At 44.0% G+C, this 21135-nt stretch carries 22 protein-coding genes; 11 read left to right on the forward strand and 11 right to left on the reverse strand.

Annotated elements, in window-relative coordinates; translation table 11 throughout:
• The first annotated feature begins 141 nt into the window (after positions 1-141).
• On the forward strand, positions 142-759 hold the full coding sequence (locus CBX98_RS10300) for an NAD(P)H-dependent oxidoreductase (RefSeq protein WP_005392538.1): 618 nt from the start codon (positions 142-144) through the stop codon (positions 757-759).
• On the forward strand, positions 756-2714 hold the full coding sequence (locus CBX98_RS10305; protein ID WP_065645746.1) for a monovalent cation:proton antiporter-2 (CPA2) family protein: 1959 nt from the start codon (positions 756-758) through the stop codon (positions 2712-2714). The genes CBX98_RS10300 and CBX98_RS10305 overlap by 4 nt, the downstream gene beginning before the upstream one ends.
• Positions 2715-2813: 99 nt before the next feature.
• On the opposite strand, the gene CBX98_RS10310 is transcribed toward CBX98_RS10305, so the two are convergent.
• Positions 2814-3107 (reverse strand): hypothetical protein, encoded by a 294-nt coding sequence (locus tag CBX98_RS10310; RefSeq protein ID WP_012842444.1) that lies wholly within the window; start codon positions 3105-3107, stop codon positions 2814-2816.
• Between the two features lie 245 nt (positions 3108-3352).
• On the opposite strand from CBX98_RS10310, the gene CBX98_RS10315 reads away from it, so the two are divergent.
• Positions 3353-3646, forward strand: a complete 294-nt coding sequence (locus CBX98_RS10315; protein ID WP_005375388.1) for a metalloregulator ArsR/SmtB family transcription factor — start codon at positions 3353-3355, stop codon at positions 3644-3646.
• Positions 3647-3754: 108 nt separating this feature from the next.
• Here the strand turns inward: CBX98_RS10315 and CBX98_RS10320 are convergent, their stop codons facing one another.
• Positions 3755-5104 carry an alpha-amylase family protein gene (locus tag CBX98_RS10320; protein ID WP_012842443.1) on the reverse strand — a complete coding sequence of 450 codons (1350 nt, stop codon included), beginning with the start codon at positions 5102-5104 and terminating at the stop codon, positions 3755-3757.
• Positions 5105-5621: 517 nt separating this feature from the next.
• On the opposite strand from CBX98_RS10320, the gene CBX98_RS10325 reads away from it, so the two are divergent.
• Complete coding sequence (locus CBX98_RS10325; RefSeq protein WP_005392533.1) at positions 5622-5978, forward strand: MerR family transcriptional regulator; 357 nt, start codon at positions 5622-5624, stop codon at positions 5976-5978.
• A 58-nt stretch (positions 5979-6036) separates the two neighbouring features.
• Entirely contained in the window at positions 6037-6414 is a 378-nt protein-coding gene (locus CBX98_RS10330) for a carboxymuconolactone decarboxylase family protein (RefSeq protein WP_006742181.1), read from the forward strand.
• A gap of 82 nt (positions 6415-6496) precedes the next feature.
• Here the strand turns inward: CBX98_RS10330 and CBX98_RS10335 are convergent, their stop codons facing one another.
• Together CBX98_RS10335 and CBX98_RS10340 are read right to left on the reverse strand one after the other, a co-directional pair.
• Positions 6497-6727, reverse strand: coding sequence for a PAS factor family protein (locus CBX98_RS10335; RefSeq protein WP_005375384.1), 231 nt, complete (start codon positions 6725-6727; stop codon positions 6497-6499).
• A 285-nt stretch (positions 6728-7012) separates the two neighbouring features.
• Positions 7013-9439 carry a M9 family metallopeptidase gene (locus CBX98_RS10340; protein WP_109169144.1) on the reverse strand — a complete coding sequence of 809 codons (2427 nt, stop codon included), beginning with the start codon at positions 9437-9439 and terminating at the stop codon, positions 7013-7015.
• 448 nt (positions 9440-9887) lie between these two features.
• Here CBX98_RS10340 and CBX98_RS10345 point away from each other — a divergent pair, with 448 nt between their 5' ends.
• A complete protein-coding gene (locus tag CBX98_RS10345; RefSeq protein ID WP_109169145.1) occupies positions 9888-10865 on the forward strand; it encodes a hypothetical protein in 978 nt (325 codons plus the stop codon).
• Positions 10866-10896: 31 nt separating this feature from the next.
• On the opposite strand, the gene accD is transcribed toward CBX98_RS10345, so the two are convergent.
• A complete protein-coding gene (gene accD / locus CBX98_RS10350) occupies positions 10897-11760 on the reverse strand; it encodes an acetyl-CoA carboxylase, carboxyltransferase subunit beta (protein ID WP_047008421.1) in 864 nt (287 codons plus the stop codon).
• 142 nt (positions 11761-11902) lie between these two features.
• Here accD and CBX98_RS10355 point away from each other — a divergent pair, with 142 nt between their 5' ends.
• Complete coding sequence (locus CBX98_RS10355; RefSeq protein ID WP_109169146.1) at positions 11903-12802, forward strand: LysR family transcriptional regulator; 900 nt, start codon at positions 11903-11905, stop codon at positions 12800-12802.
• A gap of 131 nt (positions 12803-12933) precedes the next feature.
• Here CBX98_RS10355 and CBX98_RS10360 read toward each other — a convergent pair whose 3' ends face one another.
• From CBX98_RS10360 to CBX98_RS10370, 3 genes are all read right to left on the reverse strand, one after another.
• Positions 12934-14493, reverse strand: coding sequence for a methyl-accepting chemotaxis protein (locus CBX98_RS10360; RefSeq protein ID WP_047008423.1), 1560 nt, complete (start codon positions 14491-14493; stop codon positions 12934-12936).
• Positions 14494-14838: 345 nt separating this feature from the next.
• Positions 14839-15189, reverse strand: coding sequence for a DUF3147 family protein (locus CBX98_RS10365; protein WP_005392525.1), 351 nt, complete (start codon positions 15187-15189; stop codon positions 14839-14841).
• A gap of 51 nt (positions 15190-15240) precedes the next feature.
• Positions 15241-16317, reverse strand: a complete 1077-nt coding sequence (locus CBX98_RS10370) for a nickel/cobalt efflux protein RcnA (RefSeq protein ID WP_109169147.1) — start codon at positions 16315-16317, stop codon at positions 15241-15243.
• Positions 16318-16453: 136 nt separating this feature from the next.
• Here CBX98_RS10370 and rcnR point away from each other — a divergent pair, with 136 nt between their 5' ends.
• The 3 genes from rcnR to CBX98_RS10385 all read left to right on the forward strand — a co-directional run bounded on the left by rcnR (position 16454) and on the right by CBX98_RS10385 (position 18274).
• On the forward strand, positions 16454-16726 hold the full coding sequence (gene rcnR / locus CBX98_RS10375) for a Ni(II)/Co(II)-binding transcriptional repressor RcnR (protein ID WP_046873754.1): 273 nt from the start codon (positions 16454-16456) through the stop codon (positions 16724-16726).
• Positions 16727-16922: 196 nt separating this feature from the next.
• A complete protein-coding gene (locus CBX98_RS10380) occupies positions 16923-17849 on the forward strand; it encodes a zinc dependent phospholipase C family protein (protein WP_109169148.1) in 927 nt (308 codons plus the stop codon).
• Entirely contained in the window at positions 17846-18274 is a 429-nt protein-coding gene (locus CBX98_RS10385; protein WP_109169149.1) for a hypothetical protein, read from the forward strand. Before CBX98_RS10380 ends, CBX98_RS10385 begins: the two co-directional genes overlap by 4 nt.
• Positions 18275-18398: 124 nt before the next feature.
• Here the strand turns inward: CBX98_RS10385 and ppiC are convergent, their stop codons facing one another.
• Complete coding sequence (gene ppiC / locus CBX98_RS10390) at positions 18399-18740, reverse strand: peptidylprolyl isomerase PpiC (RefSeq protein ID WP_074189873.1); 342 nt, start codon at positions 18738-18740, stop codon at positions 18399-18401.
• A 214-nt stretch (positions 18741-18954) separates the two neighbouring features.
• Here ppiC and CBX98_RS10395 point away from each other — a divergent pair, with 214 nt between their 5' ends.
• Positions 18955-19869: a chemotaxis protein gene (locus CBX98_RS10395; RefSeq protein ID WP_005392519.1), complete on the forward strand. Its 915-nt coding sequence runs from the start codon at positions 18955-18957 to the stop codon at positions 19867-19869.
• Between the two features lie 100 nt (positions 19870-19969).
• On the opposite strand, the gene CBX98_RS10400 is transcribed toward CBX98_RS10395, so the two are convergent.
• Positions 19970-20506: an ATP--cob(I)alamin adenosyltransferase gene (locus tag CBX98_RS10400; protein ID WP_048625311.1), complete on the reverse strand. Its 537-nt coding sequence runs from the start codon at positions 20504-20506 to the stop codon at positions 19970-19972.
• Positions 20507-20602: 96 nt separating this feature from the next.
• Positions 20603-21133, reverse strand: coding sequence for a heme utilization protein HutZ (gene hutZ / locus CBX98_RS10405; RefSeq protein ID WP_005375331.1), 531 nt, complete (start codon positions 21131-21133; stop codon positions 20603-20605).
• Positions 21134-21135: the final 2 nt, after the last annotated feature.

Raw genomic sequence — 21135 nt, forward strand, 5'->3', positions numbered from 1 at the left:
CCAACTTATTTGGTGGTTTTTTATTGATATTGAAACAGCTTAAGCACTTTTCCAAGCTAGCTTGACGGCCATTTATGAGTTACATTTTCTAACCAACCTGCGCTCCTACTGGGCATGGTTATTTAGATAGCAAGGATCCTTATGGCGAATAAAAAAGTATTAATTCTCTTTGCTCATCCTTCCCAGCATCGTTCAGAAGTGAATACTCCACTTTTCAAAGAAGCTCAAAAAATTGAAGGCGTGACATGTGTTGATCTCTATGGTGAATACCCTCGTTTCGATATCAATATCGACCGTGAACAACAACGCTTGCGTGAGCATGATGTAGTGGTTTTTCAATTCCCACTATATTGGTATTCAACCCCAGCAATTTTAAAAGAGTGGCAAGATCTGGTTTTGGAGTATGGCTTTGCTTACGGCACTGAAGGAACCGAACTACAAGGTAAAACCATGCTGTGCGTACTTTCGGCCGGCGGCAAGGAAGAAGCCTATAAAGCCGAAGGCTACAACCATTTTACGATTCGGGAACTGCTCGCTCCTATTGAGCAAATGTCAGCGCTCACGGGTATGCACTACATTGCGCCTCTTGCTTTGTTCGGCGCACGTACTGCCGAAGAAGAAGGACGAATTCCCCGTCATGTCGAACGGTACAAAAGCCTGCTAACAGCATTAGTCGAAGATAGACTGGATGTTGAAGCAGCTGCGTCATTAATCAAACTCAACAGCGCACTTCCGAAGCTCATCAAGGAGGCTTCATGACAGGGATATTCTTACAAGCCTTCGTGTATTTGATTGCCGCTGTAATTGCGGTACCACTTGCCAAGCGTTTAGGGCTCGGTTCCGTTTTAGGTTACCTCATCGCTGGTGTGGTAATTGGTCCAATTATCGGTTTAGTTGGTGAAGAAACAACGACAATTCAGCATTTTGCCGAATTTGGCGTGGTTATGATGCTATTCCTAGTGGGGTTAGAGCTAGAGCCTAAAATGCTTTGGTCAATGCGAAATCGTTTAATGGGCTTAGGCGGTCTTCAAGTTGGCGGTACCATCGCGGCGATTATGGGTATTGCCCTGTACTTTGAGCAGCCTTGGACCATTGCCTTAGCCATCGGCTTGATTTTCGCCCTTTCTTCTACTGCGATTGTTTTGCAAACTTTTAGCGAAAAAGGGTTAACGAAGACAGAAGGCGGACAAAACGCGTTCTCTGTTTTGCTTTTCCAAGATATCGCTGTTATCCCGATGTTGGCCTTTATTCCATTGCTGGCCCTGCCGGAGTTAGTCGAACAAGCACAAAATGCTGTTCAAACGGCTGCTCAGCATCATGACGATTTAAACCTCGTGGCCGATTTACCGGGCTGGGCGTACGGAATAGTCATCACAGCATCGATTGCGATTGTTGTCGTTGGTGGTCACTTTTTAAGTCGACCTCTGCTGAGCTATGTTGCTAGCTCTGGGCTGCGTGAGATTTTTACCGCCACCGCATTGATGCTGGTGATCGGCATCGCAGCACTGATGAGTTTAGTGGGCTTATCTCCTGCCTTAGGAACCTTCTTGGCTGGCGTTGTATTGGCGAACAGCGAATTCCGTCACGAGCTAGAGTCCAATATCGAACCATTTAAAGGGTTGCTGCTGGGTCTGTTCTTCATCACAGTCGGAGCTGGGATCAATTTCTCAGTTCTATTTGGTGACTTCTGGTTGATCATGGCACTGACCATTGGCGTGATGGTATTGAAAGCCTTGGTGCTATTTATTCTCGCGCTGATATTTAGAGTGAAAGGCAGCAACCGCTGGCTGTTTACCTTAAGCTTGGCTCAAGCGGGTGAATTTGGTTTTGTGTTGCTAAGCTTCTCTGTGCAAAACCACGTCATTCCGTTTGAACTCTCGCAAACGCTTGCGCTGGTTGTTGCTATCTCAATGTTCTTAACGCCAGGTTTGTTCATTCTATTTGACAAATTAATACTGCCGCGTTTTGAAACTCAATCAAACGAAAGGGAAAGCGATACGATTGAAGAAAAAGGCACAGTAATCATCGCTGGTATCGGCCGTTTTGGTCAGATTGTTAACCGCTTGCTTGTTTCTAATGGTGTAACAACAGTGGTGCTCGATCACCAAGCCAACCAAGTTGATAACATGCGCCAGATTGGCACTCGTGCTTATTTTGGCGATGCGACTCGACCAGATATGCTGCACACTGCAGGCATCGAGCATGCGGCTGCGTTGGTCGTCGCAATTGATAACCAAGAATCGAGTGTGGAATTGGTGAAGTACGTCAAACACACGTATCCCAAAGTAACGGTGATCGCACGCGCCTTTGACCGTGGTCACGGCTATCTTTTGCGTCAAGCTGGGGCTGATATTATTGAATCGGAAACCTACCATTCCGCATTGGAGATGGGCGGTCACACGATGAAAGCACTTGGTATTCATCCCTTCTTTGTTGAGCAGCAAAAAGCGACATACAAGCGTGTTGAAGCGCGCAAGTCCGAGATACTCTACAAAGCTTGGGAAGATGATTCTGAAGGCGAACGTTATGACAACAATTTCCGACAACTGTTTATTCAGTTAGAGGAAAAAATGGCGGAAGAGATGCAAAAAGATCGCCATGACAAACTCTCGCGCTCAGAACGTGGTTGGACGCCACCGCCGAAAGGTTACGCCGATGACTTCAATGAAGATAACGTTCAAGAACTAACACCGCCGAGAGAAGAGCCGCTCTGACGGTAACTTGCTCAATATTAAAAACCTCCCGTTTGGGAGGTTTTTCTTTTTCAGTACCGAGTCACATGCCGTGCAGGATAAAATGATCTTCTCACGAGATTACATAAGATCATTCATTAAAATCTCATACTCTTCGTTTGCTTCTTCCACTAAGTGAGAAAGCTCTAACGCATCAGTAACTGCAAGATTGAACTGCCACTGAGTTGTGTCTTCTTTACCACAGATTCGAGTTTCACACCCACGGCTCTCAAAAGACAAATCATCAAACTCTGTGGTATGGCGCTCTTGAAGTTCTACAATCTCAACTTCTAATTTACCGACAGGGTTAACTTTAACGTGAGCATGTAAATCTGAACTGTTAGACAAACAATAATCTCTATGAACCGCAATCATGGCCGCCTCCTTGGTCTGCCAACTGACAACTCACCCATGAGTGTAGACGAGGGAGTTTGAACGTGGGGTGAAATAATAATGAAGATTGATCTGTCTCATTGGAGTAGACAATTATTGTTGTGCTGGTATGAGCCGGTATGAATCTCATCTGATTTAAATCGTTCCTAGATCACAAGAGTTGGCATTTACCGAGACTTTCCCTATTATCGAAACAAATTTACTGTAGTCATTCTTTAGAGGTCAGTATGGAGCTTGAAGCCGTCGCTAAAGCACTAAAAGAGTTAGGGCATCCTACTCGTTTAAGTATTTACAAAGAAGTTGTCAAAGCGGGATACAAAGGTATCGCGGTAGGCGGCGTACAAGAAAAGCTTGGCATTCCTGCATCCACTCTCTCTCATCATATTTCTAGTCTAGCCTCAGCCGGGCTTCTCACCCAACGTCGTGAGGGGCGAACCCTTTTTTGCGTTGCAGAGTACCAATGTTTAGATGATGTGATCGGTTTTTTAAAGGCTGAATGTTGCGTTAATGAGTGCTCATAACCTCATAGCAGACGCGAAAGACTTCGGTTTTACATTAGACTTTACCCGTTCTTGAATGACCGCCGATAAACATAAACACCGAGCTCGCTAAGCTCGGTGTTTTATTTTTTAGTTTTCGACGAGCAACATTGAGGCTTTAGGTGGCACAATTAACTTACCGTCAGATGGAACGTCCTGATCCGTCATCAAATCCACCCAGTCGCCATCCATTTTCAATGCCAAAGACTGCTGACGCTGCGATTTATTAAGCACGACAATGCCTTTGCTCCCTCGCTTAAGTACCAGCATATCATCGTTACCTTCAAGAACACTCATCGACTCGCCATGCGTCATATTGTGGAACTGGATCATTTTCGCCATTCGCGGATCGTTCCATGCGCCTTGCCATCTTGGTTTGCCATTTTTATCTGTAATACCGCTAGTGTTTAAGTCGGTATAAACCAATGGCACACCACCATCGCGGCCTAGAATGTAGGCATAAGCTAACCATTCGTTTTCCTCATCCATGATCAGATCAAGGAAAACGTCATTGTTAGGAATGTCATGCGTGACAACAAATGTAATGGCGCGACCAGGCGAAAGGGCCTGACCGAAACAGTATGGGTCAATCAACGACTTGAAACTGCCTTTTTTAGCAAACGCCTTAAAAATGGTCGAGAACAACGGGAAATCGTAAGCGCCTAAGCGAGTTTCCTGTAAATACGGCTCAAGAAACAACTGATACTCTTCTTCTGTCGCACCGCCATCGGTAATAATTTCGCCAAATATATGCACATCGCGCGTGATGTCATCTGTCCAAACACGTTTAAGATGCTCTAACGTCATGTGTTTCGCGGCATCAATACGAAAACCTTTCACACCAATGGCTTTCAGTGCTTTTAGGTAAGCGCGTTGCTGCTCAACGACATGGTCACAAACACGGAGGGTTGGCAAGCCAGGATCAGTTGGTCCACCAGTGATGCGTCCATTTTGTACCTGCCATTTATCTTTCCAGTCTTTAATACCGAACGCTTCAACAAAGTCCTCTTCATCAAAAAGCGGTTGAGATAAGTCGCCAAATAACGTTAGCGACTGATATTTCTGTTTGTTTTGTTGGTATTCCTCCAGGACCTCTTGCCTTGGGTATTGGAGGTCTCGGCGAAGGTGGGCCTCATTTGCCATATGGTTAAACACCACGTCAGCGTAAACCCACACGCCAACTTGCTCCAGTTCACGAACCATACGGATAAAGTCTTTGGTATCACCCAACGCATTGTCGATGACACGGTAATCTTGAGGTTGATAGCGCTGCCACCAGCGATCATCGTGGGCGCTTTTCATTGGTGGCGAAACCAACACGGAGCCGTAACCTAGCTCGTGGATTTCTTTTGCTCGTTGGGCAATGTCAGCATACTTCCAATCAAACGCATGTAAGATAACATTCGCACCGAATGATTGTATTTCCTGTGAGCCACTCATGTTGTTCTCCTACTCGTTTTCACTCACGATTACTTGTTTGCATTTTTTTGTGAGTGAATTCAATAGTCGAAATTATAAGAGCTATTAATCAGACGCCCTCACCCTTTTCGCCCTAACTCAAGGCTGAAAATGAAGGCGTAGTGACTCCTCCATTGCATAAGTAGAAACGATTCTGGACGTAAACGAGTAGATGACATTCAAGTACACCGCACATAAAACACACTAACCCATTGTTTTGTATTGAAAAAATTGCATTCAAAATATATGAAAGAAAATATCCGGGTACGCCCTAAAGGAGGCCAAAGACTAAAAACAGCCAAACCACTCTATTGAGTAACTAATTTTTAATAAAGTGAAACTGGCAGGTGGATCACGTTTGGCGCGTATTCAAAACAGCCCCCTTCTGCGTATCCCACCTTAAAACATGGAAGATTACCGTTTGTATCTATCCCGAAATGACTTCAAAATGCGGAACTTAGCTTATGCCTATTGGTATGAATTACCTTGGAGGGTAATCATGAATATCAAAGAGTTTTCTAGCCTCGTCGGCTTGTCTGCTCATACACTTCGATACTATGAAAAAATTGGCTTACTTAAACATGTCCATAGAAACGCGAGTGGGCATCGAGTGTATAGTGCGAAAGATCTAAGCTGGATTAGCTTCGTAAAGCGATTAAAAGAAACTGCAATGCCGCTTGAAGAGATTCTGGAATATGCAAAATTAAGGGAAGTCGGCTCAGAGTCTGTACGACAACGCCAAGCCTTGCTAGAGCAACACCAAGAAAACCTCAAGCTCCACATTGAACAGCAGCAAAAGCACTTAACGGCTCTAGAAGAAAAAATTGCCTTGTATAAAAGCGGAAAAGTTCGTTGACTTAGAGTTAACTCTAAGGATTAAGGTATGTTTGCATTTATTCACTAGGAACATATCGATGGAACAATCACGCTTTAACAAAGGATTAGAACTGCTCTCTCACATTGATGGCGACGCTGGTCATAACGTCATCGAAAGCTTACAAGATATTTGCCCAGATTTAGCTCAGTACACCATTGAGTATCCGTTTGGCGATATTTATGCTCGCCCAGGCTTAGACCTAAAATCGAGAGAAGTCTCAACCGTCGCCGCGCTAACGGCAATGGGGAATTGTACACCACAACTGAAAGTACATCTCAATGCAGCACTGAATGTAGGCTGCAGCGAGGCTGAAATTAAAGAAGTCATCTTACAGATGTCCGTCTACGCAGGGTTTCCAGCGGCATTAAACGGCATGTTTGCCTTCAAAGAAGTGCTAGCGGAAAGAGCAGAGTAATCACGACGTTGAAATCAATTTAAAGGCAATTAAATTAAAAACGGCCCTTGGGGATCGGGCCGTGATTTAAACAACGAGTGAATTAGCGCTCAGGGGTTTCAAGCAGTTTAACCGCGCAATCTACCGCGTTGTTAATGCCTTGACTACTCTCCAACTTGCCTGAACTTGCAGGACCAAGGGCACAAGAATACAAAGCCAGCTGCTTATCGAACGGCAGATCCAACTGTTCATATAGATTTTGTCGGATTCTTGCATGTTGTTCTGGTTCTTGGTTAGCAAGGCTAATCAACGTTTCATAAATAAGCGTTTTCATGTCTTTCCCTTTTCACTTTATTGCACGGGGTGCATATATATTGTATCCGTTTGGAAAGCACAAATCAGAAGCTAGGTCACAGAACGCGTCGCTAAAAAAGTTTATGTGCGCGGTAAATTGTAATACAAACCTAAAGCCGTTTAGAAAAAGAGCAAAGGATAACTCGATAAATCAGCCGATTAACTGGCATTCGCCGCTGTTTGATCACAATAGCGTCCGATACAAACAAAAACGCCGCTCTATGAGCGACGTTTTTTATCTCGATTTCAGCTAATCGAACATGTTTTAGTTGAAGTGCACTAACATTTCAACGTCATCACCTTGTTCTGGTGCTTGAAGAGAGAAGTGCACATAGCCCGCTTCAGTAACAGGAATCGCAAGGTATTCGTTGCTGCCTGCATAGTTGGACACGTACTCGTGTTGCTCAACTGTAGGCCAATGCTCCCTACTCGCGTATAGGTCGACATTACCTGTTTGAGAGTGAGCCGTTAGCCATACACGAACCTCTTCAACACCTTCAGGTACATACACTGCCGCATAACGCTGCTTGTGAACGGTCAGCATTTTTGCTTCACCAGACTCTAATACCACCGGTGCCAAATCGTCTTGCACTTGTGTTGGCGGTGTTTGCGCTTCAAAGTCTAAAGCAGCCACAAGATTCACTGAGTCATAGTTATCACGGCCAGTTAAACTGATGTAGTAACGACCTGCTTTCACGTAACCATCCTGCTCTGGCTCAAATACAATCTCTTCATTGCTGCCATCGCCATACTGGCTCATTTCAAAGTCGTAGTAATGCGCAACTTTGTTGTAGCTCATGTAAAGATCCGCATCCCCCGCACCTTCAATAGATACATTAAAGCGAACGGTGTTGGCTGGTACGTCAACGTAGAACAGTTTTTCACTGTATGCTTCGCCACTGAGTTGAAGGCTTTGGTTCGCCGTCAATTCGGTCACTTGTGCTTCAGGTTCTGTTGGTTCTATTGGCTCTTCTGGGTCAGTAACTGGTTGCTCTGGCTCCACTTCTAACGTATCCAACCAGCGTTCAAACTCTGCGTCATATTGTTGACCTAATGTCGTCACCTGTTGCGCCCACTGTTCAAACTGACCAGTGCGCGACAACGCCAACAAGCTTTCTACGTCTTGCGGATGATTTTCCAGCATGAATCGAACGGCCAAGTAACCCCAACGATAGATACGATTAGTATCGTGAGAATATGTGGTATCAAACACAGTTGAAAGGCTCAATTTACCGCCTGCAATCAGTTCGATCGCAGCTTGGTAGCCTTGTTTGTAATGCATGTATTCAGCAAAACCTTCCAGCCACCACACGATATGACCGTGGGCTAAGTTATCACTGAATGAGCCGTACTGGTTAAATCGCGCGTCCAAATAGTGCGTGTACTCATGCTCTAGATTCAAAATCGATAAATCTTCGCCATTCGCATAGCGATAAGCCACGAAACGGGCGGTATTGTCCGCTTTTGATGGATTCCCTTCAAGGTACTGACCACCGTTGTCCGTTGTATTACCAAACAGGAACGAAGAATAATCAACGTAGCTGTCGTTACTAGCAAACACCGCCACCTCAACACGGTCATTCAAGTCATCAGCGACAGGTTGATTGCCCGTATTCGCCACTTGATGGAAGTCGGCTTCTTTCGCAGCCAGTACTTCACACGCTTTCGCAGCTTGAGCATCGGTCAGATCTTCAGAGCGAATGATGGCAGGTCCCTGACACTCAAAACGATTTGGCATCACGCGCGCTGCTAGATCTTGCTTCGCTTGATCTAGGTCCAGACCGTTTAAACCTTCAGGTGCGTAGTAGCTCATCATCTCTACGGCAGCAAGCCACAGTTTGTCATGCTCACTACCCAGTGGGTAACGCTGCATCACTTGTTGCATCACAGCCAAGGCTTTGCGTTTGGTCTCCTGATCTGGGCTCGCAAGCAAACGACCAGTTTCACGTAATGCATTGAAAACAATAAAGCTCGCATCCGTATCCAATGCCCAAGCGTTATCAGATGCGAATCTCGCTAATGTATCAATATGGTGAGTATTGTTTGCCATGTAGCGGTAGAACTCATCGTTTGCTACATGACCTGCCATAGAACGGAACAGGTTGTTTAAACCATCGACCCATTGCGTGTCCTGCGCGGTTTCACGGTTAAAGTGCATCAACGCGGCCATCATGCTATCCATGGTCAGCGGCAACTGCTTCACGTTATCAACCATCAAAGTCAAGCTCTTCATTGCGCCAACTTGTTCACGGCCTTGATCCAAAGCATGAGGGTTGTTAAGGAATAGGTTCGTCGACTGAGCAAAACGCTGACTCAACGCTTCTGAAAACTCAGGTGTACCTGTGCCAGCATTGTAACGAACGTAGTATGCAGCACGAATAAACTCGCCCAGATTTTCTAGAACACGAGCTTGCTCTGCTTCTCCACGATAGCGGGCAATTTCTTGATCCAACGCGACTTGGATACGGCTTAAGCTCGCTTCGCTGTAAATATCGTTCAGCGTTGCGGAAGGAGCTGAAAACCAAGCGTGGTAGCAATCATACTCTGCACCAGAAACGGCAGCAGCCAAGTCTCTCGATTGTTGTAAATCAGCAACAGCGCACTGGTTTTGTGCAAAAGAGAAGCTAGACACACTCGCTAGCATACAAGCAAGCGCCAAACGATGGCGCGGGAAAAAACGGATATGAGACATAACAACACTCATTGATTATTAACATACATTGAGTGGGGGTTTATATTCTTTACAGCTCAAACAGTGAAATCAGTATCATAAAATTTATGAAATCGCTCCCAAAAATAGGCTTTTTACTCTAAATTTATGGGATCAATCCCAACCCAAGATTTCTCACAATTATCAATAAAAACATTAATTTACCTTTTTCTAAATAACGACTTTATGAGGAAAATTGCCCTTAAACGCCCCCCTTAACTCTTCCAGATAGAATTCACGACAATCAAAGGTTCTAAATTAAATTTTGATGCTTGATACCATCTATTTTTATTTGTGACTCATTCCCAATAAGTCATCGAGTGCATATCAAAAGGTTGGCATTAATGGTAAATTCTCCGCCAAATCAAACACATTTACTCCTCGAGTCATTGATGAGTGAATAAAGCAGATATTTGGCTAGGGATAATACATGTCACTTTGGGGATTTTTGGGAACGGGGATTGCCTACTTCATGACAACGTTTGCCTTTGTTTTTGGCGGCATTTTTTGGTTATGTGCTGAAGGTAATACATTAAGAGAAACAAAGCGCCAATCATCAATAATGTCCGGGGTTATTGCTTGTACTATTGGAACTTGGGTGCTTGCTTTTGGTGTTTACGTTTACGGTTACTTTTGGGATAACTCTTCTCACTATTATTTTTATTTGCTCGCTCCATGGGGACTTGCCATTTTTGGGGTAAAACTTCGTAACCGCTGGGTTAAGCAATACGCGCGTGTAAAACACGCAAAAGAAGAACAGTGGCAAAAGCGCTGGCGAGAATTATTAGGGGAAGATACTGAAGATCTTCCACCATATCCACATGATTACGAGCTCTACTCGGGCATTTGGCAAGCCAATGACGCGCTCCGAGAACAGTGCTTTGCAGCGCTTCCTCACGGGAAAGCAGTCTACGAGAGAGTGAAAGCCTTCCAAACGATGGCCTCCCCCGCTGGTGACATAAACAATCAAGTTTTGCTGAGTAAACTCGATCAACTAGAGGATGAAATCATTCAAGTTCTTGAGCAACACTCGCAAAAGAAAGTAAGCATTGAAACTGGCTCAGGTACTTTACGCAAAGAGTCAAAACGCAATGTTTATCACCATGAGAATGGCCCAACAGAAGAGCAACTGTACGACTCAATCAACCTCCAACATGATTTGGATCGAGAGCTACGCAACATTATCTATGATCGGCTCGGTTACGATGGTGAAGATGAGTACTTTTTCCTCCAAGCGCCACTCGAAGAGCTTACCGAGAATGAAACCGCAATCAACTGGATGCTCTGGGGTTTAGTAAGCGACCATTTTGCTGTTGACCCATACCAAACGGCGTTGGATCTCAGCCTAATGAATGCGGAACCAAGATGGGGGAAAAATGAACGGTTTGTAATGATTACGGCTCAATAAACGCAAGTACTAAGTCTAACTTTAATACCACCTATTCTGAAACCACCCTCGCGTTGGTTAACTTAGCCAATAAGCCGCCAACGCGATCACGCATTTCACGTCTGTCTACAATCATATCTAATGCACCATGTGCTAATAAAAACTCACTTCTCTGAAACTCGTCTGGTAACTTTTCACGTACCGTTTGTTCAATAACACGCCTTCCCGCAAAGCCGATGCTTGCTTTAGGCTCACCAATATTGATGTCTCCCAACATGGCTAAACTCGCCGAGACGCCACCATAAGTTTGGTCCGTCAATACTGAGATATAGGGTAATCTGTGCTCAGATAAGTGGTTTAACGCGGCGCTGGTTTTTGACATTTGCATTAGTGCTACCAAAGACTCTTGCATGCGCGCCCCTCCGCAAGCAGAAAAACACACTAGCCCAGATTTTGTATTAATTGCAGTTTCAACGGCGCGGACAAATTTCTCGCCAACCACCGCCCCCATCGAGCCAGCCATGAAAGAGAATTCAAACGCACAAGCTACAACAGGCAAGCCTAGTAACTTCCCCTGCATCACAACCAAGGCATCTTTTTCTCCAGTCGTTTTCTGCGCGATGGCAATTCGCTCTTTATATCGCTTTAAGTCTTTAAAACCCAAAATATCCTGCGGTTCCAACTCACTTGCCAACTCTTGCTGTGTTCCATGATCCAGAAAAGTGTTCAACCTTTGACGTGCAGCCATTCTCATGTGATGAGAGCACCTAGGACATACTTCCAAATTCTCTTTTAATGCCGCGCGATAAAGTATTTGTTCACATTCAGGGCATTTTGTCCAAACGCCCTCAGGAATAGACGCTTTGCGCGAACCTATTATATTTTTATTCTCAAATAACCTTTCTAGCCAACTCATTAGTACCTCATTATTTATCACCTCGTAGCAGGACATCTGCATCGTTTGCCCGCTCTGACTTTTAAATAAAATTGTATGCTACTCAGTATGAGGATAAAGTGGGATATACTGGCTTGATAATCCAATAAAGTGGGACAATAAAATGTTTGATAACGTCGACCAAATCTGGTTAAAAAGTTTTCACTGTGTGTATGAAAACAACAGCTTTAAGCGAGCCGCTGAGTGTTTGAATATACCAACATCGAATGTCAGCCGACATATTACCCTGCTTGAAGAAAAGTTAAACATCAGGTTGTTCAATAGAACGACAAGGCGAATGACGCCTACCGAGGCTGGAGAAGAACTCTATAGCAGCACTCGTCCATTATTAGAACAACTCAACAACGCGCTAGAAACCGTGACTCGCCACTCGCACACCGTAACGGGAGAGCTACGTATTCTTATGCCAGACACACCTGTACTGGCCAAAGCGGTTGTCACCTTTTGCACGCAATACCCTTCAATCTCTTTATCTTGCGATACAACGCTAAACCCTAAAGATGAGATTATTGATAGCTTTGATGTCATTTTAAGTTTTCATAGAGGGACTTTGTCTGACAGCAATTGGGTGGCAAGGGAAATCAAACGCTGGCCCAGTGCTATTTTGGCTGCGCCTCAACTGCTTAATAAGTACGCCAGCCCTTACAAAATTACGGATTTAAATCATGTTCCCTGTATCACGACACTTACTGCAGTAAATGGCGCTCCCTGGGTGTTTAAAAATCCCGACGGAGGTCATATTACGCAAACAGTACAATCCTCGTTCAAAGTAAACAGTGGTCATCTCGCTAAATCTGGCGCGTTATCAGGGCTTGGATACGCAATACTTCCAATAGAATCATGCAAAGATGAGGTCGAGAGCGGCAAGCTTGAAGTCATCCCTCTAGAATACGAACCTGAAGATTTAGTGCTTTATGCGTTTTACTCTTCTAGAAAGCACTTAGCCAAGAAAATCTCTATGTTTGTTGAGCACTTAAAACAACACGCGAAGCTTAACGCCTAGTTAAGCACTAATCATTTATCCCAATAACTATAAAAACTGGCATAGTAGAGCAAATCGACATTCGATTTTCTCAAATAAAAAAGCCAGCAATCGAGATTTACTGGCTTTTGCAAAAGGATTTCCGTTGGCGTTTAAATTCTAAACGCTCCTACGTGACGATCGAGAGTTCTCGATAATTCCGCAAGTTGTTGACTTGATTCTTCCAATTGCTCACTCGCCGTTAGCGCGTTTTTCACGGAGTGACTGACGGTATCCATATTCATGTTAATTTCATTTGCTACCGTCGATTGCTGTTCTGTTGCCGTTGCCACTTGAGTATTGATATCCAAAATAGTAGTAACTTGATCAGCAATTGCCTCTAGTGCTTGTCGAGCGAGCTCCGTTTCTGCAGTGCCTTCTTCAATAAGGGTTCTACTGTTACTCATTGAATTAACCGCACTTTGGGCTTCGGTTTGCAACTGATGGATCATATTGTCAATTTCATCAGTGGACTGAGCCGTTTTAGTGGCAAGATTACGGACCTCGTCTGCCACTACGGCGAAACCTCGTCCAGCATCACCGGCGCGCGCTGCTTCAATAGCAGCATTTAACGCCAATAGGTTCGTTTGCTCAGAGATCCCTCTAATGACTTCGAGAATACTACCAATCGACTGAGTGTTGTCCGCAAGGCTTACGATAATATTGGAAGTACTGTTCATCTCGTTTTCAAGATTCGTCATCGCCGTCTTGGTGCGTTCTAGCGTCTTGTAGCCATCTTGAGTCTCATTACTTGCCGTGCTCGCAGCACTCGCTGCACCAGCAGCATTTGACGCGATTTCGTTGACGGTCGCGATCATTTCGTTCATAGACGTGACAACCAGCATGGTTTGCTCATTCTGCTCCTGGCCTCTTGCAAGCGCTTGTTGAGATTGTCCACGCAGCGCGACAGCGGAACCATTCAGATCCACACCAGTATTTACAACTTGTGTAATGATCTCATGTACCTTGCCAACAAACACGTTGAACGCCGAAGAAATTTGTGCGACTTCGTCATTACCTTTTGCTGGTAAACGAACCGTTAAGTCTCCGTCACCTTTCGAGATGTCTTGCAACGCCTCCTTAAGCGCAGAGAGCGGTCGCATCAGCTTGTTGAGTAGAAGCGATAGAGCCAAAACACACAGAACGAAGATCACCACCATGGAAATCAGTTGGGAAGTAATAATTCCATTCGTCGCTTGGCTTACTTCTGTAATAGGAATACCAATATCAAACGTGCCGTACAACTGACCATTCACGTAGATCGGCGCCATGATATCAAACACCCACACTTTCTGGACATCGGCATACCACTTTGAATACTGTTGTACACCTTTGGTTGCACCTTCAACGGTGTAGTTATCATTGTAGGTTTTATTTAGCTTTTGCTTATCACTGTGAGCAACCGCCGTCACATTGCGATCAATTACGACTGCATAGCTTACGTCTGAACGTTGTTTCAAACCCTCAACGAGCGATTGTAAGTCTTGCATTGGATTGGCTGAGTTCTCCAAAATATAACTTGCATTTCCTGCTAAAAACTCAGCTTGAACTTGGGATTTGTTTAAGATGATGTCATCGATTTTCTGACTCGAAATTAGGTACGTTGATGCCATACTTGCCACGACAGCAATACCAAACATGGCGCAAACGGCTAATAAGATGATTCTTTTCATTTTAATTGTCTCGGTACAATTCAATGTGATGCTCACGACAGAGCGTTAAGCCTTTCGCCTCTTATAACCAACACAAACTGTATTTTTAGCCTGTCTGGCAAAGCTAGACGTAACTTTGTAGCCACTGTATCTGCCTGATTACCGATAACTTTAGAATGAAGGAAGAAAAGTCTTCAAAACGTCACATTTCTACGAGGTTTGGCTGAAAGACAAGGGAGCAATCGCTAACTTCAAGTAAGCGGCCACACTAGCATCGAGCGTTAAAGAAAGAGTTCTAGTTAGAGCCTTGAAAATATAAATAAGCGAGCGCTTCGACCTATATTCTTACAATTCTCCTTTGCTCAATTAAGTTAATTCTATTCCAAACTCTTTGATAACGATGGTCACAATGAAGAAACAAACGATTGAAATAATGGCGCAAATCCCCAAAGAGAACCAAAACGAATATCGGCTCAGTAAGAAAGGAAAAACTAGAAACATCGGCAATGTAGGCAGTACATACCAAAAAGTATAAAACGCGTGGTTCGCGAGCTTTTCCTGACCTTGCCCTTCAATATACATCCAAATCAAAGCTAAAATAGTGACCGTCGGGAGCGCGGCAATCAGCGCTCCCGCTTTATCACTTCTCTTGGCAACTTCAGATATCAGCACCACTATTCCTGCGGTTAACGCGTACTTAGTAATCATCCACAACATGAAAGAGCTACCTTTAATAAACAAAAAGCGACGTAATAATTACAACAGAGCTTAGCTCATTAACGTCGTAAACCCGTGCATGCCCATATATACACCAACGGCACTAATCAAGATCCCCGATAAATAAGGTGCACGACGAGCCACATCGTTCAAACCACTCCACTTCGATGTTGCTTTTTGAACGCCCACTGCCGCGACAACACCAACCGCAACTAAAGTTAACGCTAGACCAATACTGAACGACACCACCAAGGTTGCACCAAGTGTCATGGCCTTAAGTTGCAAACAAATGAGTAAAACAGTGACCGCCGCCGGGCATGGTATTAACCCACCCGTCAAACCAAACAGAAGTATTTGTCCATTGGTAACATCTCGATCGCCAAAGCGCTTTTGAATATCTAGAGCGTGAGCACGCTCATGAGCATCTTGGTACTCTTTATTCTCACCTTCCGAATGGGAATCCGCATGAAAATGCACCTCGAAATCGTGGGTGTGATCATGGTGCCCGACCATCAACGTGACGAAAAAATCATCAGAGGCTTCAATACAGGAGGCGGATTCCAAATAGCCATCGCGATCAATAAAGTGATAAATATCAGAAGGCTGTCTGATTGCGTTGGGTAGCACTAGTTTAACGTCTTCAGCCGTTAAAGGCTTACCGTTAAGTGTGCGTAATTGAAAACGGCAGTGATACCCTTCTTCTACGATAGAAAGCGATAGATGCCCATGACCAGTATCGACAACTTGCGTTCTCCAGTCTCGAGCTTGCTTATGAGCTTTGTGCCAAGCTCGCTCATCGCTCCACGTTCTCCAGAACATCCATAAACCCGTCGAGACGATAATTACCCCAGAGATAAGCTGCATCCATGGCTCCGCAGCTTCTGCAGTAAATCTTTGACTTATATACATCCCACCCGCAGCAATTATCCATACGATCGCCGTATGGGAAAGCGTTGCAGCCAACCCCAACATCACCGCCTGCTTCACTGTTCCTTTTACGGCCACAATAAACGCGGCCATCATCGTTTTTGAATGTCCTGGCTCTAATCCATGTAACGCTCCTAATAAAATGGCGCTGGGTATAAAAAACCATCCATTACCTTGTTGTAATAATGCGACAAAATCCATTGTTATTCTCAATATGCTCTTCTAAAGTTGCCCCAAACTATACTCCCCCCTAGTATTCAATACTACCCCCCAGTATAAGATAAGTGCTACATTATCAGTTAGAATCTCGCAGTCAGTAACTTAAAGAAGATAAGTCATGTCCCATACAACCAGAGATCAAAAGAAGCTCAATACCCGTGTCAGCAAAATACAGGGTCAGGTGAATGGTCTTAAAAAAATGCTGGAAGAAGAACATGAGTGCCAAGATGTGTTGCAACAAATCGCTGCAATTCGAGGGGCTGTAAATGGCTTAATGAAAGAAGTAATTAAAGGCCATCTGATCGAACACGTCGTATTGGAGGAAGAATTAGAAAAGCGTGAAGCTGATATGGAAGTTGTACTGAAAGTGTTGGACTCCTATATCAAATAACACGATTTCATTAATTTTTTGAAGTGCCATTATCGATTTTCATTAAAATAGATAACGCAAGTCCTAAGGCGATAATTTGCAAATGCCTCGCTCGATATCCAATACATAAACATTTATTTTTCTAAGACTCGAGTCGCAACGAACATATTGCCTGCATAGTAAACTCCATGCATTTAAACTGTACATGGAGGTTACTATGCCTGGTGCTTTCGCACATATCACAGCGGTAAATGAAGCTTCTGCTAATAATGCATTGATGAAGTTAAACATACCTCAAGAAGCAAAAAAGGCTTTAGCTCAAAATAAACGGTATTTAGAGCTCGGTTGTGTAAGCCCCGACTATCCTTACCTTGCTCTAATGAATTCTGCGCAAAATAAGTGGGCAGATAAAATGCATTACAACCACGTTGGTAAGCTAATTGATGCTCTTATTCAACAGGTAAAAGCCGAAGATAACGAACACTTTGAAAAAGCCTTCTCATGGTTATGTGGCTTTGTAGCACATGTAGCAACCGATATTACTCTTCATCCTGTTGTTGAATTAAAAGTGGGCCCTTACGCAGAGAACGCCCAGCACCACAGAATTTGCGAAATGCACCAAGATGCTTATATTTGGCCATCCAGGATGCAACTCGGAAGTATTGGCCTTGCAGATAGAGTAAGAGACAACATCGGCAGTTGTGTGGACCAGAGTAACAACAACCTAATAGATCCAGTTATTCGTACTATTTGGTCTAGTGCCCTTTCAGCTACTTACCCTGAATATGCTAAAGAATGCGAACCTGACGTAAACGTCTGGCACGAAGGATTTCAATCCATTGTGGATAATGCTGAGGAGTCGCATCGCTTATTTCCTTGGGCGAGGCATGTGGCTTCCAAGCTAGGGTTAACTTACCCGCTTCCAAACGAAGTTGACTCTACTTATATTCAGGATTTAGAAACGCCAGATGGTATTAAGCACTACGATGAAATTTTTGATAAGGCGATTAAGACAATCCAAATATTTTGGGAAAAGCTGGCAGCTACCATTTATGAAAACCAAGATACTGGCTTTTTTGAAAATTGGAATTTAGACACTGGCCGAAATGAAAGCGGACAGCTTAGTGCTTGGAGAAATCTATGAAGCTAATCATCGTTATCACCCTTCTTCTCTCATTGACTTCTTGCGCTAACAGCTCTCAATATCCTGAAGAGGTCATGTTTGATATGGCCTCGATTTTAAAAGATGTAGCCCAAGCTGTTGACGGTGAGCTCAAGTTTGGAGACACAGCAGGACTAGCAGAGAAAGAAATATTCGAAAATGCGATGTCAGCTAATCCAACTCAAATCACCAAACTCTCACAGTTAGCTATCGATGGAAACATTTCTAATTATCGAATTCTTTCAGAGTTTCAAGGTAATAATGCAGTTATGTTGATATGTGACGGGGATACAGCACTAATGGAAGATGCAGGTTGCAACTCAGAATTTGATAAGATCTATTGGGACTCCCCAAAACCTTACTCATGCCAAATCAAACTTGATGCGGCAGCTCTTTGTACTGATTAACAGTAGGGGAAATAGAGGAAATTTATGAGTAATACATGGCTTTAACTTATGCCTGTCATGTATTACTCACAATATGCAGAAACAGGTAATATTTAAAAAGCTCAAGCTTACCTGTAAGAAATCACTACGTTCTGTAAAGCACCTTTACAACATGCCAGCCGAACTTGGTTTTGACTAGATGTGGCGTCAGAACCTCGCCAGAAAAGCACACTTTGTCGAACTGAGGTACCATTTGACCACGGCGGAACTCACCAAGATCACCACCGCGCTTACCTGACGGGCAAGTGGAATACTTCTTCGCTAGTGTCTGAAACTTTGCGCCTTTTTTCAGTTGCTTGATAATGTCTTCTGCTTGCTCTTTGTGCTTCACAAGAATATGTAATGCGGCTGCTGTATTTGCCATTGATCTATCTCTCACTATTCTGGTCGCGCAAGTGTACCCAATCCCTTTTAACACGCCAAACATTTCTTGTTTATACCTAGGCGGCTTCAAGGCTCAAATACATGGGACTATAAAACTTTCGGCATAACAAGATTAAAAGACAACCAAGTTTTGCTCAGTTAATCACTATTCTTTAAGAGATTGTCTAAAAAGCTCACATTTGTCTCTCCGATGGTTGAAGCCTTCGTCTGATAAGATTAGATTAGACACAATTCGGTGGTATTTATAAGGTTATTTCATGGCAAAAGTCGTTAGTAAAGCGAATCAATCTCAGGGCATGTTGATGTTCAAACTCACCCTGCAACAGAGTTTCGCGATAGGCACGCTAAAAGTCCGTGAAATCGTTCCGTATATGCCAACCACGAAGATCCCTTACTCGCATCATCACGTCATTGGCACCGTTACAATACGTAACTTAACAGTGCCTGTGATCGACATGTCAGCGGCTGTCGGCTTTCGTCCTATCAGTGAAGAAGAATACAAGAATTGCTACTTGATCGTGACAGACTGTTTGCGAACCGTGGTCGCCTTTATGGTTCGTAGTATTGAGAAGATCATTGAATGCGATTGGAAAGCCATTGAAACCCCACCAGCGAGCGCTGGGAAAAATATTTTCGTAACAGGTATTACTCGCTACGAAGACAAAACGGTTCAGATGCTGGATGTAGAACTGCTGCTTTCCAAAATTTATCCGCAATACGAAAACTCAAAGATCCCGATGCTGACAGATGTTGAACGTGAGCGCCTAAAAGCATTAAGCATTCTTTTGGTGGATGACTCTTCCATCGCTCGTAAACAGCTGTGTGATGCTCTTGATAGTATCAATATCGGATACCAAATTTGTAAAAATGGTTTAGACGCACTAGAGCTGATGAAAAGCGAGGCTGAGGCTCATCGACCAATCGATATTTTGGTCAGTGATATTGAGATGCCAGGGCTTGACGGCTACGAGCTAGCATTCGAAGTACAAAATGACTCCGCTCTTAATCACTCATACCGCATTTTGCATACGTCGTTATCGAGCGAAATCTGTGTAGACAGAGCTCACCAAGTTGGCGCACACGAGGCGCTTGAGAAATTCAATGCTGGTGAGCTGATTGAAGCCATGCTGCGCGGAGCAAAAGAACTAGAAGCCAAAGCTATGGCTTCTTAACTCTAAACTAAACAGCCAAGAAGCAAATTGTCGAATATGGTGTTTTGCGGCCATTTTTTCGCGCAGAAGCTTTGATGTTCGCAGCTGTTAGTTTCTCAGGTCACTTCTTTGGCATCGAGTAACTACGAGATACAAACTCTGTCTCTTCGACTTGATTGATGTGATTAATATAAGAAGCCAAGCTATAAAGTACATTCGCCAATAAGTTCGCGTAACGAAATAGAATGGGGGCAGGTTGCTTCTTACCTGCATGTTCGATCGCAACTAATGCTCGTACCGTTTTTTTAGCTTGGCAACGGCACAAATGCAATTGACTGGATGCAGGGTGCCCTCCGGGTAGAACGAAACCTTTGAATCCACCATCAATGCGTTGCTTAAGTAATTCATAATCTGCCTTTAGCTCTTCAACTTCCGCTTCTGTAATCGCTAGCTTTCCGCGAACCGAACCATTTAGGTGATAAACATTAGGCTGCATTCTTGTCAGTATATCGCGGCTAAACTCGTCCAGATCCATCGCGAGGACTAAACCAATACGACTACAAAGTTCATCTGCCGTGATTTCAAAGTCACAAACCGGACTGTCCTCGTAAATAAAGGGATAACAAATCTCGCTCAATTCCTTGCTCACAGGCTTCATGCTTTTGTTCCAATATAAAAAAGGGAGCCAGTATAACCTAACTCCCCTTATGCGTTCATTATTCCGAATGCTCGATTTTACATGACCGATTTACAATCAGGCACTTTCGACTTTCTTGTGACCTTCTTGAAGGTGAACAAAATCGACTAAATCATCACCAGACACTTGATACGCCTGACCAAAACCTTTAACAAACAGTCCCGATTCTGGCTTTAAGTTGAACAACACGAAATCCTCTAGCTGGCTTAGGCCATCAATAATCTCACCAAAACGCTCTTTCATTTGTCCAACAACTTGTTGCCACATCTCTGTGTCTCGCTCAACTACATTTGCTACCGCATCAAAAGTTAAGCGCTTACGAGCAAACAGCTGCTTTGAAGACTCTTCATCTTCGATCATCATCAATGAAACATTTGGATTTTCTAAAAGGTTACGGGCATGACGAGCGATTTTAGAAATGAGTACGAAATAACCTTCCTGGTTTTGGACATAAGGCGCGTAGCTTACATTCGGGCGACCTTCTGCATCGACAGTTGCAAGCTGAAGTGTACGACGCTCCTGACGAAACTCTTTGATCTCTGGCCCTAAACGACCTTGCAAACGCTCTTGTTTAACTTGTTGATCCATAT

It is taken from the genome of Vibrio sp. T9, from assembly GCF_003123985.1.
In the GTDB taxonomy this organism is placed as follows: Bacteria; Pseudomonadota; Gammaproteobacteria; order Enterobacterales; family Vibrionaceae; genus Vibrio; species Vibrio diabolicus.